The sequence below is a fragment of the uncultured Flavobacterium sp. genome (assembly GCF_951805225.1).
GTDB lineage: Bacteria > Bacteroidota > Bacteroidia > Flavobacteriales > Flavobacteriaceae > Flavobacterium.
Window position 1 is genome coordinate 2,142,515 of sequence record NZ_OX638201.1, and the last position, 16,228, is coordinate 2,158,742.

General features: G+C 33.4%; 13 protein-coding genes. 7 read left to right on the plus strand and 6 right to left on the minus strand.

What is annotated here, in order from left to right; translation table 11 throughout:
- Positions 1-17: 17 nt before the first annotated feature.
- Genes WN975_RS08835 through WN975_RS08850 form a run of 4 tightly spaced genes read left to right on the plus strand, consistent with a single transcriptional unit; the run spans position 18 to position 5,428 of the window.
- Positions 18-866 (plus strand): MlaD family protein, encoded by an 849-nt coding sequence (locus tag WN975_RS08835; protein WP_337966216.1) that lies wholly within the window; start codon positions 18-20, stop codon positions 864-866.
- A gap of 51 nt (positions 867-917) precedes the next feature.
- Positions 918-3,737 carry an AsmA family protein gene (locus WN975_RS08840; RefSeq protein WP_337966217.1) on the plus strand — a complete coding sequence of 940 codons (2,820 nt, stop codon included), beginning with the start codon at positions 918-920 and terminating at the stop codon, positions 3,735-3,737.
- 6 nt (positions 3,738-3,743) lie between these two features.
- Complete coding sequence (locus tag WN975_RS08845) at positions 3,744-4,232, plus strand: low affinity iron permease family protein (RefSeq protein WP_337966218.1); 489 nt, start codon at positions 3,744-3,746, stop codon at positions 4,230-4,232.
- Positions 4,229-5,428, plus strand: a complete 1,200-nt coding sequence (locus tag WN975_RS08850) for an FAD-dependent oxidoreductase (protein ID WP_337966219.1) — start codon at positions 4,229-4,231, stop codon at positions 5,426-5,428. The genes WN975_RS08845 and WN975_RS08850 overlap by 4 nt, the downstream gene beginning before the upstream one ends.
- A gap of 75 nt (positions 5,429-5,503) precedes the next feature.
- Here the strand turns inward: WN975_RS08850 and WN975_RS08855 are convergent, their stop codons facing one another.
- A complete protein-coding gene (locus tag WN975_RS08855) occupies positions 5,504-6,454 on the minus strand; it encodes a helix-turn-helix domain-containing GNAT family N-acetyltransferase (RefSeq protein ID WP_337966220.1) in 951 nt (316 codons plus the stop codon).
- A 471-nt stretch (positions 6,455-6,925) separates the two neighbouring features.
- Positions 6,926-7,951, minus strand: coding sequence for an AraC family transcriptional regulator (locus tag WN975_RS08860; RefSeq protein WP_337966221.1), 1,026 nt, complete (start codon positions 7,949-7,951; stop codon positions 6,926-6,928).
- 193 nt (positions 7,952-8,144) lie between these two features.
- Between WN975_RS08860 and WN975_RS08865 the strand changes: the two genes are divergently transcribed.
- Together WN975_RS08865 and WN975_RS08870 are read left to right on the plus strand one after the other, a co-directional pair.
- The gene (locus WN975_RS08865) at positions 8,145-8,627 is read left to right on the plus strand and encodes a DNA-deoxyinosine glycosylase (RefSeq protein WP_337966222.1); all 483 of its coding nucleotides are present in this window, start codon (positions 8,145-8,147) and stop codon (positions 8,625-8,627) included.
- 282 nt (positions 8,628-8,909) lie between these two features.
- A complete protein-coding gene (locus WN975_RS08870; protein ID WP_337966223.1) occupies positions 8,910-9,344 on the plus strand; it encodes a DUF6526 family protein in 435 nt (144 codons plus the stop codon).
- A gap of 31 nt (positions 9,345-9,375) precedes the next feature.
- On the opposite strand, the gene WN975_RS08875 is transcribed toward WN975_RS08870, so the two are convergent.
- The 3 genes from WN975_RS08875 to WN975_RS08885 all read right to left on the minus strand — a co-directional run bounded on the left by WN975_RS08875 (position 9,376) and on the right by WN975_RS08885 (position 12,785).
- Positions 9,376-10,554: a hypothetical protein gene (locus WN975_RS08875; RefSeq protein ID WP_337966224.1), complete on the minus strand. Its 1,179-nt coding sequence runs from the start codon at positions 10,552-10,554 to the stop codon at positions 9,376-9,378.
- A gap of 160 nt (positions 10,555-10,714) precedes the next feature.
- Complete coding sequence (locus tag WN975_RS08880; RefSeq protein WP_337966225.1) at positions 10,715-12,133, minus strand: MATE family efflux transporter; 1,419 nt, start codon at positions 12,131-12,133, stop codon at positions 10,715-10,717.
- Positions 12,134-12,320: 187 nt separating this feature from the next.
- Positions 12,321-12,785, minus strand: coding sequence for a MarR family transcriptional regulator (locus tag WN975_RS08885; RefSeq protein ID WP_337966226.1), 465 nt, complete (start codon positions 12,783-12,785; stop codon positions 12,321-12,323).
- A 173-nt stretch (positions 12,786-12,958) separates the two neighbouring features.
- Here WN975_RS08885 and WN975_RS08890 point away from each other — a divergent pair, with 173 nt between their 5' ends.
- On the plus strand, positions 12,959-13,876 hold the full coding sequence (locus WN975_RS08890) for a hypothetical protein (protein WP_337966227.1): 918 nt from the start codon (positions 12,959-12,961) through the stop codon (positions 13,874-13,876).
- Between the two features lie 305 nt (positions 13,877-14,181).
- Here WN975_RS08890 and WN975_RS08895 read toward each other — a convergent pair whose 3' ends face one another.
- The gene (locus WN975_RS08895; protein ID WP_337966228.1) at positions 14,182-16,206 is read right to left on the minus strand and encodes a glycoside hydrolase family 97 protein; all 2,025 of its coding nucleotides are present in this window, start codon (positions 16,204-16,206) and stop codon (positions 14,182-14,184) included.
- Between the last annotated feature and the right edge of the window lie 22 nt (positions 16,207-16,228).

Consider the following 16,228-nt stretch of genomic DNA (forward strand, 5'->3'; position numbering starts at 1 on the left):
AATAAAAACTAGAAATCATGGAGAAGCAATCTGGATATACTTGGAAATTAGGAATGTTTGTAACAATAGGTTTACTGCTTTTTATTATGGCAGTTTACTTTATTGGGAAACAAAAAAATCTATTTGGGTCAACATTTCACATTTCATCCCAATTTAAAACCGTTAGTGGTTTAGAAGTTGGAAATAATGTTCGGTTTTCAGGAATCAACATCGGAACGGTCGAAGAAATCAGATTAATTAATGATTCTTCTGTCGTTGTGTCGATGGTCGTAAAAGATGAAGTCCGCAAATTTATAAAAACAGATGCGCGCGCCAGCATTGGTTCTGACGGATTAATGGGCGACAAAGTTTTGACTATTACGCCTGGAATAAAATCTACAAAAGTTATCGAAAACAATGGTGCAATTGCTTCTATTGACGGAATCGAAATGAATGATATTATGAAAAGCGTCAAAAAAAGTGTTGATAATGTTGGTGTTATTTCTGATGAGCTTGCCATTTTCAGTCATTCTATGAATAACGGAAACGGTGCTTTGGCAAGATTAGTTCGCGATGATAAAATGGCAAACAGCGTTTCGAATACTTTATCAAATTTAGAATCCGGAACCAAAGGTTTTAGCGATAATATGGAAGCTGCCAAAAGTAACTTTTTGTTGAGAGGATATTTCAAGAAAAAAGAGAAACAAAAAGAAAAAGCGAAAGAGGAAATGAAGGAGAAAAAAGAGGAAAAGGAAAAAGAGAAACAAAAAGCTAAAGAAGAAAAAGCAAAAGAGGAAAAAGAAGCAAAAGCTAAGGAAGACAAAGCCAAAGAAGATGCTAAAAAACAAAAAGAAGAAGACGCTAAAAAAGAAGCTGAAAAAAAATAAGTCGTGAATTGTGAATTGTGTGATTCGTGAAATGGTTTAAAATATCTCTATATGCCTGTATCTTATAAAAATATAGCCCTAAAAACTCTAAAAATAACCGGAATTACAATTGCGAGTATCTTGCTTTTAATGTTTTTGATTCCGTTGTTATTTCCTGGAACAGTTGCGTCTGAAGTAAAGAAAATTGCCAATGAACGTTTAGATACTAAAATGGATTTTACGAAATCAAGGTTGTCATTTTTCACTCATTTTCCGTCGCTTACAGTTTCGCTTGACGATTTATCACTTACAGGTTCAGCGCCATTTCGCAACGATACTTTGTTAAAAGCTGAACAAGTTGCTTTTGGGATTAACCTGAAAAGATTGCTTTTTGACAATGAAGTAAAAATCAATAAACTTTATGTTTCTAAAGCTTTAATAAATATAATGGTGAACCAAAAAGGAGAAGCCAATTATAATATTTATGTTGCTCCGGAAGATCGTGACAAAAAGCCAAACGATCCAAATGAACCTGAAGAAGGAACTGCAATTCGCTTAGAACGAATAGATTTGAAAGATTGTCACGTAAAATATAATGATCGATCTGCAAAAATTTTGGTTGACGCAAAAGGCTTTAATTATATTGGAAAAGGAAATTTAAGCGAAGATATTTTTGACTTAAATACAGATGCCAGAATCGATAATGTCGATTTCTATTATGACAGAACCGCTTACCTTCGAAAAAAAGCCGTTCGCGCCGATTTGATTACAAGAATTAATACGCACGCGCTTTCGTTTATTCTTCAAAAAAATGAGTTACGAATCAATAAATTACCTCTGAAATTTACTGGTTTATTTACCATTTTAAGAGACGGATATAAAATCAATATCAAAGCAGCTTCAGAAAACACAACCGTAAAAGATTTATTATCAGTAATGCCACCGGAATATTTAAAATGGATGGATGAAACTGAAATCTCAGGAAATAGTGATTTGCTTTTTACTTTTAAAGGAGATTATAATGTCGCCAAAAAGCTAAAACCGGATTTAGCCTTTGATCTTAAAATTGACAAAGGCGCTATAAATTATCAAAATGCCCCTGCTCCATTAACCGGTTTTCAGATGGATTTAAATGCGGTTTTACCTTCGCTTGACGTAGAAAAACTTTTAATTAATCTAAAGACTTTTAAATTTAAAGTTGGAGAAAAAGATTATTTCACCGCTTATTTACACAGTAAAGGTTTCAATGAAATGAACGTCAATGCAAGCGTAAAAGGCGCGTTAGATCTTGCTACAGTTGATGCCGCGATAGGTTTGAATACTATAGAATTAAAAGGAATTCTGAAAACAAATATTCAGGCAAAAGGTATTTTTAGCACTTCAAAAAAACTATTTCCTAAAACTATTGGCGGAATTGCGTTGCGTAATGGCTGGTTAAAAACCGACTCCTATCCTAACCCAATTACAGATATAACTTTTATCGCCAATGTATTGAATAAAGCAGGAACATTTCAGGATTTGATTGTTGCTGTTGCTCCGGCTTCTTTTGTTTTTGAAGGAAATCCGATGTATGTAAACGCCGCTTTATCTGACTTTAATGATTTGGCTTATAATGCAAAAATAAAAGGTGAATTGAATGTTGGACGCATTTATCAGGTTTTTTCCCGTAAAGGACTTGACGTAACCGGTTATGCAAAAGCAGATCTTTCGCTTAAAGGAAAACAAAGTTATGCGACAAAAGGAGAATACAATAAACTCGATAATAAAGGCACAATTATATTAAAAAATATCAAAGCAACTTCTGAACTTTTTCCGAAATCCTTTTTTATCAAACAAGGAAATTTCCGTTTTCAGAATGAGAAAATGTGGTTCGAAAAATTCGATGCTACTTATGGAAAATCTGATTTTGCGATTAACGGATATTTACTCAACACAATCAATTACTTTCTGGAATCGCACGGAACTTTGAGCGGAAACTTTAATATGCATTCTAAACTTATCAATGTCGATGAATTTATGGCGCTTAAAAAAGGTGAAAATACCGATCGGAATCTTGAAGTGGAATATGCAAAAGAAGATCATCCAAAAATGAGCGGCGTTGTAATTGTGCCGAAAAACTTGAATGTCGCACTTACTGCAAATGCTGATAAAGTCGAATATAATGGTTTGGTTTTAAACAAACTCAACGGAAAAGTTGGTATCACAAAAGAAGGTTTTTATTTAGATAATGCCACTTTCAGCATTATCGATTGTCTCTTGGGAATAAACGCAACTTATAAAGATGAATCGCCAACAGCAGCACATTTTGATGCTCATTTTACAGCCAAAGATTTCAGCGTACAAAGAGCTTACAAAGAAATTCCGATGTTTCATGATATGGTTACGGTCGCTGAAAAAGCACAAGGAATTATCTCTGTAGATTATAAAATAAAAGGAGATCTGAACGGAAATATGGGACCAATTTATGAATCTCTTGAAGGCGGAGGAACTCTGAATTTACGTGATGTAAAAGTAAAAGGTTTAAAATTATTTGACGGAATTAGTTCTAAAACCGGACAAAAAGGTCTTGACGATCCTGGTTTGAAAGGAATCGAAATCAAATCGTCTATTGATAATAATTTGATTCACATAGAACCTTTCACATTTAGTGTTGCAAGTTTTAAACCAACAATAAAAGGAACTACGAGTTTTGACGGACTTCTTGATTTAAGAATGCGATTAGGATTGCCTCCATTTGGAATCATTGGTTTCCCGATTGTTATTACCGGAACTCACGAAGATCCAAAAATTAAAATCTTTAGTAAAACAGGACAAAAAATTGATGATGCCGTTTATGATGAAAAACACAATAAAGTCATAAAAGAAGAAAAAGTAAGCAAACGAAAAAGTTAAATTCAAATGAAAACTAAAAAAACAAAACAAAGCAGTGCTTTCGAAAAATTTGCTACCAATGTTTCAAAAGCTGCCGGAAGCACACCAGCTTTTATAGGCGCTTTTTTGATTGTTGTAGCGTGGGCAGTTTCCGGTCCAATTTTCGATTATTCAGAAACCTGGCAATTGGTCATCAATACAGGAACTACGATTATTACTTTTCTGATGGTTTTTTTGATTCAGAAAGCGCAAAACAAAGATTCTCTAGCGATTCAACTTAAGCTAAATGAGTTGGTTGCTTCAAACGAATATTCGAGTAATAGTCTTGTCGATATCGAAAGTATGACGGAGGAAGAAATGATTATTGTTCAGAAATACTATCACAGACTTAGTGAACTTGCCAAAAAAGACGAAAGCATCAGAAACTCGCATTCTATTGCAGAAGCGCATGAACAACATGAACGCAAGGACAAAAACAGAACGAAATCACGTACCAGAAATATTACCAAAAAATGAAACTACGCTCAACCGAAACTTTCTGGCCTTTAAAAAACGCCATGCTAAACAGTTATCCATCAATAACCAAAGATATTGACACGGAAATTTTAATCATTGGCGGAGGAATAACGGGAGCTTTAATCGCCTATAAATTAATTAAAGCAGGAAAAAAAATAGTTCTCGTTGATCGTCGTGATGTCTGTAACGGAAGCACGGCGGCAAGTACGGCTTTACTTCAATATGAAATTGATGTTCCGCTACATAAACTAATAGAATTAAGAGGTTTAGAATGCGCCGTTGACAGTTATAAGAATGGAAAAAAAGCTATTTTTGATTTAAGAAATATCATTGATGACATAAAAAGTGACTGTCATTTTGAGTTCAAAAAAAGCATTTATTTTACTTCCGTGAAAAAAGATATTCCGTTTTTGAAACGAGAATTTGATACCCGAAAAAACTCCGGATTTGATGTAACCTGGTTAAGCAAATTTAATTTGAAAGAAATGGGCTTAAATGCGCTCGCAGCAATCGAATCAAAAACTGCCGCAGTTATGGATCCGTATAAACTGGCTCAGGATTTATTGGTTTATTGCCAGGAAAACGGAATGCAAATTTTTGACCGAACAAATATTACGGGTATTCAAAACCTAAAAGAAAAATCTATTGCTCGTACTGAAAACAAATTTACCATTACGGCAGATCACGTTATACATTGCAGCGGTTACGAAAGTGTCGAAACATTAAAAGAGAAAGTAGTAGATCTAAAAAGTACTTATGTAATTACTTCAGAAAATTTACCTGATTTACCAGTGGCTTTCAAAAATGCAATATTCTGGAATACAGCAGATCCATATCTATATTTCAGAGCAACGGCAGATAATCGGATTATTATTGGCGGCGGCGATGAAGACTTTAAAGACGCTCAAAAACGCGATAAATTATTGCCGAAAAAAGAAGCGTATTTACAAAAACAATTCCAAAGAAAATTTCCGCTTATCGATTTCAAAATTGATTATTCGTGGGCAGGAACTTTTGGAGAAACAAAAGATGGTTTACCTTATTTTGGAAAACCTGATCCCAAAAAAAATGAACATTACGTCCTCGGATTTGGAGGAAACGGAATCACTTTTAGCGTTCTCGGTATGAATTCTATTCTCGATTCTATTGATGATAAAGAAAATCAGGATTTGGTTTATTATAAGTTTGGGCGTTAGAGAAGGTACTGAGGTTCTGAGTTACTAAGGTTCTAAGAAAAAACTTAGAACCTCTGAACCTTTGTAACTTTGAGCCTAAACTTTAAGCTCCATCTGAATATTACAACGTTTATAAGGCGTTGCTAATCCATATACTTTTTGGAAACCGAGCTTGTAATACAAATTAATTGCAGGTTTCAAGATGGTGTTACTTTCCAGATATATCTTTTTTGCACCGGATTCTTTAGCACTTTTTACAATTTCCTGACCAAGTAAAAAGCCAATATTCTTGCCTTGTGCTTTTGGTGAAACCGCCATTTTTGCCATTTCGAAATCATAATCAGAATCTTTCATTTTTATTAAAGCGCAAACACCAAGAGGTTCATTATGGTATAAAGCCACGAAAATTTTGCCTCCTTTATCCAAGATATATTCCTGCGGATTATCCAAAGCTTTATAATCTGCTTCTTCCATTTCGAAGTAAGCCGAAATCCATTCTACGTTTAATTGTTTGAAGGCATCGAGGTATTGAGGTTCGAATGCTACAATTTTTACATCCTGGCTTTCACGCAGTTTCTTTTGCTCGTTTACTCTTTTAAACAAACTCTTTTGGTCTAATAAAAATTCCCATTCTTCAAGCGCAGCCCAAAGGTTATGACTTGATTCGGCAATTAAACCATCAACCGCAGCTTCGACATCTTTGAGTTGTTGTTTTAATTCTTTCGAAAATTCTTTGCCTTTTTCTGTTAAGCCAACTATATTTCGGCGTTTGTCATTGCTTTTTAAACTTTCTTCTACCAAACCTACCGCAATCATTTCCTGAACAATCTTGCTCACTGATGGTTGCGAATGCCCTATTTCGTTGGCGATTTCTGTAATGGTTATTTCGCGTTCTTCTATAAGTGTATAAAAAACGGGAAACCATTTTGGCATAAAATTCATACCATAAGACTCATATATTTTTGCAGCATCATCGGTTATCATTGCTGTCATCAAACGTAATCGGCTTCCTAAAGCCACCTTACCAACTTTATTAAAAAATTCCATATATAATTAATTACATAACTAGTTATGCAAATGTAGCTAAAAATTATTTGTGACCAAATATTTTTTTTAGGTTCAGAGGGACAAAGTTGCAAAGGGACAAAGGTTTGCTTTGCGGAAAAGGCAATTATGTAAATGATTTTATATGGATGGAACTAGAATCCTAGCCCTGATGGGAGGGAAAATCCTTTTGTGCCGGGGTTCGGCACAAAAGATTGGAAGGAACAGCAGGAAATAGCTCCTTATAAAAATTCTGAGACACAAAAAAAGACGTATTTTTTGTACGTCCAATCTTTGTCAAGACGCACTGCTATGCGCCTCTACGTTAAAAACTTTGTCCTTTTGAACCTTTATAAATTGACAAGACGCACTGCTGTGCGCCTCTACGTTAAAACCTATTTACCTTTAATTCTAAAAAACCTTAGCAACTCAGAACCTTAGATACTTAGAACCTTAGATACTTAGAACCTTCTTCTATGCTGTAATAGCTAAAGGATTTAAATTAAATTTATATTCTTTTGGGCTGCAATTGAATTTTTGTTTGAAGATTTTTGAGAAGTAACTTCTGCTTGTGAAACCAATGCAATACACGATTTCGGAGATATTTAAGTCTGAAGTTCTGATTAGAATTTCGGCTTTTAAAACTCGCATATGTGTGATATAATCGTTTACGGTTCTGTTGTGAATCATTTTAAAACCTTCCTGCAATTTATTTGGCGATAAGCCTGATTTTTTGCTTAGTGATTTGATTGTAAAAGCTTCTTCGGGATTGGCTTTTATGATTTCTGAAAGCTCTTTTATTTCTTCCATTTCTTTGAGAGTCAAACAATTTGTATCTTTTGACAAAGCATTTAAATCGTCTGTATGTTGCTGAATTTCCATTGCCAGAATAATTCTCAAAATTCCTTCTTTTAGTAAATTTCTAACGATTCCGGTTTGTGTAACGGCGTTTAATTGTTCTATTTTTTCAGAAATTTTCAAGTTATACGAACCTATATAAAAGAAATCCTGAACTGCATTATTCTCAAAGAAAGTTTCTTTAACTTTTTGATTCAAAGAATACATTTCGTTTTGTTCCTCATTTTCAGTTCCAACAATGATTAAAGTAAATTTTGTTTTCTTGTCTTTTTCGAAAAATAAAACATTATCCTGACTTTCCTTTGAGGTTACAATTGCGGTTTGAAAAGTCTTAAATTTTCTTTCTTCGCCCGAAAAACCAAAACTATGCGAAAGACTTCCTTTTGAACAATATGCAAAATAAACCGGCGACGATTTAACGTTTAAAATATCCATGCGAACATTTGTCGAAAAGGTCATATCAAATTGTACATATGAAATATTATCATTGAAAGACGCGCCAATAATCGATCCTTTTGCAAAACTATTATCCACTTCAAGTGTATATTCATCTAAATCATAAGTCACTTTTCCGTCAAAGTTTTTATTTAATGCTTCAAATATATTTTGAATTTTCTCTGTATTTATAGTAACTGTTTTCATTTTGTTCCGATTTAAAATTCTATAATGTCTTGTGTGGATTTGTGCTCAAGAAATAGTATTCTTGTGTGGTAAAATCATATTTCAAAGTTCGTCTTTACCTGTGCGAATAATGTTATATAATTTTCTGCTTTTGTTTTATAATTACTTACAAATGATTATTTTAACTCAAAAAAAATATTTCTTAATTCAAAACATGAAAAGTTTCTCCTTTCAACCTATAAGTAATAATGACGCTAACATTTTGATTCTAGGCACAATGCCTGGAACAAAATCATTAGAAATCAATCAATATTATGGACACAATCAAAATAATTTCTGGAAATTTATGTTCACGATTCTAAAGGAGGATTTCTCTACGGATTATGAAACCAGAAAGGCGCTTTTGCAGAAAAATAAAATTGCGCTTTGGGATGTTCTTCAATATTGTGATCGCATTGGAAGTCTGGACAGCGCAATCAAAAACGAAATTGCTAATGATTTTGAGACGTTTTTAAAACAACATCCCAACATAAAAACGATTTTCTTTAACGGACAAAAAGCGGCGGCATTTTTTAAGAAGTATGTTCATTTAGAAAAACCGTATCAACTTATTACACTTCCTTCAACAAGTCCGGCAAATGCAAGTCAATCTTTTCAGTCTAAACTTGACCAATGGAAAATTATTGAGACTTTTTAATTTCATTTTAAAAAGTCAATATTGAAATCATGTAACATTTCTCATTTAAAATATAACAATAAACTTCTCCTTCTGTAATAATTTTACAATAACGAAATAAAGCCATAGAATGGATCACAGCAAAAGAAAATGAGGCTTTTCGAATTATTGATATTACTAAGAAAACTGTAAAAAGTTTAATTATAGAGGAAACATTGGTTATGTTAGTTTATTTTTGGGAAAAGCTATTCTATTTTAGGGTAGCTTTGTTTTTTTTAAGTACAAACCAAAAACAAAATATTTATGAAAATCCAAACCTATTACAATCACATACGGTTTTATCCCCCACACCATTTTGTTTATTATCCTGTGCTGACGTTGTTTTTAATCGCCAGTATTTATTTTGCATTCACTACAAACGACACTCTTATTTGGTCGTTTATTAGCGTTGGCTTTGTATTTTTATTCTGCTTAGCGTTTATGCTGCGCCAACATTATGCACTTATTCTACAAAATCGAATCGTAAGATTAGAAATCCGTTATCGTTATTTTACTTTAACCGGAAAACGATTTGAAGAAATCGAATATAAATTAACCGACGATCAAATATTTGCTTTGAGATTTGCTCCAGACGAAGAGTTTTTACCTCTTCTTGAAGATGCCATAAAAAATAATCTTACCGGAGATTCCATAAAAAAAGCAATCGTACACTGGAAAGCCGATTATAATAGAGTTTAGTTTTTTTTTAAGGTTCTTAGGTTCTGAGATACTAAGGTTCTAAGACTCTTCTTTTTAGATTGAACAAAATATAAATCAAGAAAAGAATCAACCAAACGGTTATAATAACACCGAAAAAAATCGCAATAATCGACGGATGAAGGTAATTTGGTTCATAAAATAATCTTTCTAAAGTGTCGAATTTTTCCGCTAATACTTTTCGATCAAAATTGTTTCTGATTGCATTTAGTGGTTCATCATTATGATTTTTATAATACTCAACATCTTTTACAAGATTGTTGGGAACGATCTGACTTTCGACCTTATATTTTTTAAACAAAGTATCTAACTTTTGGAAATTAGATTGCAACGAATCTTTCTTGTATTTATAAATTAGCTTATATCTTTTGACAGCGGCATCAAATTGCTGTTGCTCAATCGGGATTCCGTTTACTGGTTTATAAAGTGATTTATTTTCGATAAAAATACAAATATCTTCATCATACTTTGGGTTTACTTCTCTGCCTTTGTAGATAATTTCAGTGCTGTCTTTGATACTTTTTTTCGTTATAATTCTTTTCGAAATTTCGTCTTTATCAAAACCTATTTTATCCAAAATTGTATTCGTTGCTGCCGAAACTTTATCAAAATCTGATGTAAGTACTTTCAGCGTGTCGATACTGTAATATGTGCTTTGTGTATTATAATATTGATCTGAGATTAAAGTGCTGTCAACGACTTCAATAACCGGATAAGGTTTTGGATATAAAATATTAACCGGATTAAATAATTTCTCAGAACTATACGATGTATAATTATATAAAAACGGATTCAATACATTCAGTAAATCTTTGTCTTTATTAAAATTGGTTTCAGACAATTCAGTTTTCAATTTTGCATTGAGTCCAAAACTATAACTCACAAAAAATGAAAAACTCAAAAAGGAAACCAACAGCAATAAAAAGCCAATTTGAAGTAGTTTAGCAAAAGGATAACGCTGTTGCGAATGATTTTTAATTAAGAAAATCAGAAAGAAAAGCAAGAATAAACCACTTATAAAAAAGTGCGAAATAGAGACATCATCATAAAACTTAAACCTATAAAACTCAAAGTAAATATTGATATCTCCAATACCGGCAAACTTAAAATAACCGTATAAAAAATACGCCAAATGTATCAGTAATAATACTCCAAAAGACTTTATAAAGAATTGTTTTAATTTTTTGTCCATATTTTTTTTCAGATTATACTTTCAAATATAGAGAATCAAATTTAAATATCACTTATAAAGTTACAGACACAATATCATTAAAAACGACAAAAAAAAGACGCACTGCTGTGCGCCTCTACGGAAAACCTTTGTCCCTTTGCTACTATGAACCTTTGAACCTCTATTTAACTTCAAATCCTTCTTTCGTTATCTCCTTTTCAACTTTATCAATCAATTTATTAGTTTTTCCGGTAAGTCTTTCTTTTTTCCAATCGCCTTTAGAATAAATTGAAACTGTAATTATAGCCGTTACAACTGTTGAAATAGGAAAAGCCCACCAAATTCCAATTTTCCCAAGTGAAGTATTATGTGATAAAATATAGGCAAGCGGAAATTGTAAAACCCATTGCGAAACCAATGTCAAAATCATTGGAAGTGTCGTGTTACCAACCGCTCTAAAAACACCAAGCAAACACATTTGAAGTCCCAGAAATCCCCATGAAAGACATGTGATTCTTAAAAAAGTTGTTCCTCCTTCAATAACTGCTGGTTCGTTTGGCACGAAAAAAGCAATAAAATGTGGAGCGAAAGCATAAGCAATCAAACCAATTCCGGTTAATAATCCGAAACCTAAATAAGCGCCTAATTTGGCAATTTTACCTGCGCGAAGCATATTTCCTGCACCAATATTTTGTCCTACCAAAGTTGCGATTGCCATCGAAAGTCCTAATGCCGGAATCATAATCAGTTGAATCAAATTTGATCCCGCTCCATATGAAGCCACAGTCGTGGTTCCAAAATGGACAATTAAAAAAGTGATTGCTGTTAAACCAATCGCACGCATAGATTGTTCAATCGAAGATGGAAAACCAATTTTAAACGCTTTCTTAATATGTTTATAATCAGGTTTAAAATCTTTTAATTGTAGATGAATACCGTGTTTTCCTCTGAACAAAATAGCAAAACCTATAATAATCGCCAGACTTTGAGTTGATAATGTTGCCAAAGCTGCTCCTTTTACGCCCATTGCTGGAATAAAATTCCACCCGAAAATAAACAACGGATCTAGAGCAAAATTTAGAATAACGGTTCCTAACACGATATAAACCGGCAAAGTAACACGTCCAACGCCTCGCATTACAGATTGAAATATCATAAAACTGAAACTAAAAACCAGTCCGATAAAGGCAATTTGCATAAAACCCAAAGCGTCTTTATAAACTTCTGGTGTGACTTTTAAAAGCGTTAGAAAATAAGGACTCAAAAAATAGCCAATAATTGATAAACCAATCGAAACTGTGACTACCATTAATAAGGTTTGAGCTGCGACATGATTTACCATTTCTTGTTGTCCGGCGCCAAAATATTGCGCAATTAAAATTGATCCTGCAATTGCCAAACCTGTTCCTAAAGCAATTGTCAAAAAGATTACGGGCGTACTTACAGAAACTGCTGCAACGGCATCTCCGCCCAAACGTCCAACCCAGAAAGCATCAACTAATTGATAAGCGGCTTGTAATAAATTGGCAATCATAATAGGAACTGCCAATTTTAATAATGAAGAAAGTATAGGTCCTTCTAATAATTCGTTTTTATTCATTTTTTATTTTATAATGTTTGTTTGTTTTTTGCCCGCGGATTTTACGGATTAAACGGGTTTTCGTGGATTTTTTTGCTTTAAAAATTGAAAATTACTTGTTTACCAATTTTAAAAATTCGTGGCAATATTTTCCTTAATAATAAACCAGTGAAAATCCGTTTAATCCGTAAAATCTGTGGGCTATTTTTTAAAGTACATCTAGTTTATCTGCATAACCTTTAATCGTTTCCAGGGCTTCTATTCTTTCTTTGGCAGAAAAAACAGAAAGAACTTCATCTTCGGATTTTTTCATTAAAGTGCGAATGTTTTTTGCCAATTTGATTCCTTCTTCGGTGAGACTTACAACGTTCTTTCGTTTGTCGTCTTCGTCTTTTTGAACCTCAACCAAATTCTTTTTTTCTAAAGCATTGATACTTCTTAAAATTGATGATTTATCCCGCATTGTCATATCTGAAAGTTCTCTTTGCGAAAGATTCTTTCGCTGCAAAATCATAATTAAAGGAAGTTGTTCGAGTTGCAAAGTAATTCCCGCCTCATTCATAAGTGCATTTGTACGACGAAAAATAGTTCGTTTCATTCGATGAATCTGAAAGAAGAAACTATCTGATATTTCATCTTTAAAAGTATCAAAATCTGTTGTTGATTTTTCCATTAGACAAAATTACAAAAAAGAGTGACATGTCAACTAATTTTAACTAAAAATACATATCTAATTGACTATCAGATTAATTATAGAAATAATAAATCCAAAAAAATGAAATGAATGATTTTTTTCGCTAACTTTAAGTGTTAAAAATCTTATTAACTAAATCTAAAAATAATCCAATGAAAAAATTACTTTATTTTTTGATAGTTTTTGCTTTTTGGTTTTCTGTTAAGGCACAAAACACAGCTGAAATCCCCGTGGAAAACGCTTTACAAACGATACAAAACGATAATTCTGATAAATTCCAGAACTATGATGACGAAGATCTTCCTTGGCACGCAAGACGTTTTAAAGTTACAGCCGGAGCATTTTTTCCGATTAACAATACCGAAGTTGAAGTAGGAAGCAACAATGGAAATTTTGGAAATCTAATTGATTTTGAAAAAGATTTAGGCTTTAATAAAAGTAGTCAATCTTTTACAGCAACATTTGAATGGAGAATTTCAAGAAGATCCAGACTTGGTTCTGAATATTTTTATTTGAACAGATCTTCGACAAAAGTCCTTCAAAAAGATATCGAATTTGGCGATCATACTTATCCAGTAGATGCAAGGGTTTCTGCTTTTATGGACAATCAGATTATCCGAATTTATTACGGTTATGCTTTTATATCTAAACCAAAGTATGAAATAGGCGCATTAATAGGTGCACACGTCATGTTAATAGATGTAGGTTTAAGGCTGGAAGGTCAAACACAACAGCTCGAATATCGTGATAATTTTAGTGTAACCGCACCTCTACCGGATATTGGAGTTTGGGGAGAGTTTGTACTGGGAAAAAAATGGGGTTTATATGCTAATTTCAATTATCTCGCTGTTAAAATCAATGATATCGATGGCCGTCTTTTGAGTTACAACTTATCTGTTTTATATAATGTTTACAAAAACTTCAGTTTAACAGCAGGATACACAGGTTTAAACATTAGAGTTGATGCTCAAAAAGAAAGACTTAACGGATTCTTTAAATGGGGTTATAACGGACCTACTATTGCTGCAACGTACTCTTTTGGTAATCATGTTAAGCTTTATAAACACTGAAATTAATTGTTAATTATTAATTATGAATTATGAATTGTGAGTTATGAATTAATGATTGTAAACTAAATAAACAATTGTCTACAATATTGCGCACAAAGATTTATCAACACAAAGCTTTGCGAACTTCGCGTTTTCTAACACATAACCAATAAAAAATCTTAGCGTGCTTTGCGGTAAAATTGACACAGTTTTAAATGAACTTAAATAACTTACATGGTTAATACAAAATAACAAACCCGATACCTTTCTCAAGATATCGGGTTCATTGCTCAAACCAAACTTAACTCAAAATAAAATTTACTAACTTATTTCTCGATTGGAGAGAATTTTATCGCTGTTCCTCCGCCAGCTGCCAATTTAATATTCAGTATTGTTTTACTATTTACTTTTTGTTTTGAAATTGCAACCGGATAAGGATTTGTTTTATAATTTGCTCCTGCTCCATCAGCATAAATTTCGGCTTCGTAATCTTTTCCTGCATCTAGAAATGGCAAGGCTACTTTAAGATCTCTGGCGTCTCTATTTGTGATAGATCCCAAATACCAATTTTTTCCATCCCAGTCTTTACGCACAATTGTGGTATATTCTCCAATTTTAGAATCCAAAACTTTAGTGTCTGACCAATTGCACGGAACTTCTTTTACAAATTCAAACTCAGGTTTTCCTTCGTAGTTTTCCGGTAAATCAGACGCCATTTGCAACGGACTATAAATGATTACATACAATGCCAATTGGTTTGCCAAAGTCGTTTGAACTCGCGCTCCAGATGGTGTTTTATAATCAAAATTGAAATTCCCCGGCGTATAATCAAATGGACCTGAAAGCATTCTTGTAAACGGTAAAGTCGTTAAATGTTCTGGAGTATTTCCGCCATCAACAGACCAAGCGTTGTATTCCTGTCCGCGTCCGCCTTCTTGTGACATGAAGTTTGGATATGTACGTTGTAATCCTGTTCCTTTTATAGGCTCGTGATTATCAATCATGATATGATATTTGGCTGCCGTTTCCATTACTTTTCTGTAATGACGTGCTCCGTATTGGCTGTCATGCCATTCTTTTTTATCCAAATATTTATTTACATAACCTGTTTTTACGGTATTCACGCCCATTTTCTGATACAGTTTAAAAGCATCTTCCAATTGGCTTTCGTAATGTTTTGTGGCTCCCGCCGTTTCGTGATGTCCTATTAAACGAACATTTTTAATAGCAGCATATTTTGTAATTTCTTCCAAATTAAAATCGGGATATGCTTTAGTAAAACTAAATGCAGATCCATCGGCAGTCCAGTCGCCGTCCCAGCCCTCGTTCCAGCCTTCTACCAGAACGCCGTCAAAATTGTTTTTCGCAGCAAAATCAATGTATTCTTTTGTATTCTTAGTTGTCGCCCCATGTTTTGGTCCTTGTCCCCAAGTATATTTTTCTAAGTGCATTCCCCACCAGATTCCAATATATTTTGAAGGTGTAATCCAGGAAAGATCTTCAATTTTCGAAGGATCGTTCAGATTTAGCATTATAGTCGAAGTAGCAACTTCTCCAGCCGTTTTGCCTACAACAATGGTTCTCCAAGGTGTATTAAAAGGTGTTTCGGCATATACTTTTACTCCGTCTGCCCAAGGCACCAATTCGCTTTTATATTGTTTGTCACTTGTTTTTAAAAGTGTCATTGAAGCGAAATCAGTCAAATTTGCTTCGTGAATTGCAACGTACAACTTCTCTTTTGTTTCAAAAGTTGCCGGTGTATTTATGGTATCAGTTTTACTAATTGGTGTTTTGCGATATGTACTTTCGTAATAACTGTTTTCGCGGTGCACCGGAATCCACCAAACATCATTGTCTGATTTGAATGTGAATTGTGTGATTTCATTCGCAATTTTTACTTTACCTAAATGTGGTTGTTTTGGAAAAAAATATCTAAAACCAACTCCATCATCAAAAACTCTGAAAATGATATCTACTAAACGTTCTTCGCCTTTTGCTTCTTTCAGGTGAACAATTAGTTCATTGTGGTGATCTCTCACTTTTCTGAATTCTCCCCAAGGTTGTTCCCAGGTTTCATCAGCAGCTTTTTCTTCGGTGGAAACCACTTCAAAACCTTCTGTCATTTTTTGGATTCCCTGAAATTCAAATCCCATTAAAGAAGGTTCTATAACTGATTTTCCGCCTGACGTAAAACTATATTCGGGCTGACCTGAAGCGGTTAATTCAAAAACTAATTCAACGTTTTTTCCCGGAGAACTTATTCTGTATGTTTTTTTAGTACCAGCACTGCAGGCGTAAATTAATATTGACGCTAAAGCAATTAGACAGTATCTATATCTTATGTTTTTCATTATTTAATTGTATTAATTACAA

What these genes read in the sequence shown, in the direction of transcription:
- WN975_RS08835 (WP_337966216.1), top strand. Translation starts at nt 18, where the DNA reads ATGGAGAAGCAATCTGGATATACTTGGAAATTAGGAATGTTTGTAACA.
- WN975_RS08840 (WP_337966217.1), top strand. Translation starts at nt 918, where the DNA reads ATGCCTGTATCTTATAAAAATATAGCCCTAAAAACTCTAAAAATAACC.
- WN975_RS08845 (WP_337966218.1), top strand. Translation starts at nt 3,744, where the DNA reads ATGAAAACTAAAAAAACAAAACAAAGCAGTGCTTTCGAAAAATTTGCT.
- WN975_RS08850 (WP_337966219.1), top strand. Translation starts at nt 4,229, where the DNA reads ATGAAACTACGCTCAACCGAAACTTTCTGGCCTTTAAAAAACGCCATG.
- WN975_RS08855 (WP_337966220.1), bottom strand. Translation starts at nt 6,454, where the DNA reads ATGGAATTTTTTAATAAAGTTGGTAAGGTGGCTTTAGGAAGCCGATTA.
- WN975_RS08860 (WP_337966221.1), bottom strand. Translation starts at nt 7,951, where the DNA reads ATGAAAACAGTTACTATAAATACAGAGAAAATTCAAAATATATTTGAA.
- WN975_RS08865 (WP_337966222.1), top strand. Translation starts at nt 8,145, where the DNA reads ATGAAAAGTTTCTCCTTTCAACCTATAAGTAATAATGACGCTAACATT.
- WN975_RS08870 (WP_337966223.1), top strand. Translation starts at nt 8,910, where the DNA reads ATGAAAATCCAAACCTATTACAATCACATACGGTTTTATCCCCCACAC.
- WN975_RS08875 (WP_337966224.1), bottom strand. Translation starts at nt 10,554, where the DNA reads ATGGACAAAAAATTAAAACAATTCTTTATAAAGTCTTTTGGAGTATTA.
- WN975_RS08880 (WP_337966225.1), bottom strand. Translation starts at nt 12,133, where the DNA reads ATGAATAAAAACGAATTATTAGAAGGACCTATACTTTCTTCATTATTA.
- WN975_RS08885 (WP_337966226.1), bottom strand. Translation starts at nt 12,785, where the DNA reads ATGGAAAAATCAACAACAGATTTTGATACTTTTAAAGATGAAATATCA.
- WN975_RS08890 (WP_337966227.1), top strand. Translation starts at nt 12,959, where the DNA reads ATGAAAAAATTACTTTATTTTTTGATAGTTTTTGCTTTTTGGTTTTCT.
- WN975_RS08895 (WP_337966228.1), bottom strand. Translation starts at nt 16,206, where the DNA reads ATGAAAAACATAAGATATAGATACTGTCTAATTGCTTTAGCGTCAATA.